Raw genomic sequence first — 533 nt, 5'->3', positions numbered from 1 at the left:
GCGACCAGCACAAAGGTGCATAGCGTTGGCCGTCCGGTGCAGCGCTTTGTTAATTGCTTTGCTTAGGTTTCGCACCGCCATCCACCTTGTCGTTGTTCACATAGGTATTTATATAATTTTCAACAGAACGAAGATCCGGAGGAACAATTAGAGCTTCCATGGTATCCCTCACCTCTTCATCAGGAATATTCGCAAGGATAGATTCTAAATTTTCCTTGTTCTCAATATAGGAATTATTGTTTCTCAATAACCAAGACTCGCCCCATCTGTACATCTCTTCAACACCCTTAAGCCTTGCAATGCCCATCAGCGTTGCCATGTTTTGGGACTCGTTTACCTGAACTCCTGCGATAGCTACTGCAGAAGCAACTTTAACGCCCTGATCCATTCCGCGTGACTTTCCGATCTCAAATCCAATATATGAAGAAACAAAAATTAGAAGTAATGCAGCTACAAATTTCTTCATACTTTTTTTATACCTCTGCAATTAACGCCGCGTTCACCGGCGGACAATGCTAAGCACCTTTGTGCGA

At 43.5% G+C, this 533-nt stretch carries 1 protein-coding gene; it reads right to left on the bottom strand.

What is annotated here, in order from left to right:
• Window positions 1–49 precede the first annotated feature (49 nt).
• On the bottom strand, window positions 50–466 hold the full coding sequence (locus tag OQE62_RS19395) for a hypothetical protein (protein ID WP_265723695.1): 417 nt from the start codon (window positions 464–466) through the stop codon (window positions 50–52).
• Between the last annotated feature and the right edge of the window lie 67 nt (window positions 467–533).

The sequence above is a fragment of the Microbulbifer halophilus genome, from assembly GCF_026183675.1.
GTDB lineage: Bacteria > Pseudomonadota > Gammaproteobacteria > Pseudomonadales > Cellvibrionaceae > Microbulbifer > Microbulbifer halophilus.
The sequence above is the reverse complement of the archived record's forward strand: the minus strand, read 5'-3'. Positions and strand labels throughout refer to the sequence as shown.

Excerpts from the sequence above, each read along its gene's own strand:
- OQE62_RS19395 (WP_265723695.1), bottom strand. The coding sequence starts at position 466 with ATGAAGAAATTTGTAGCTGCATTACTTCTAATTTTTGTTTCTTCATAT.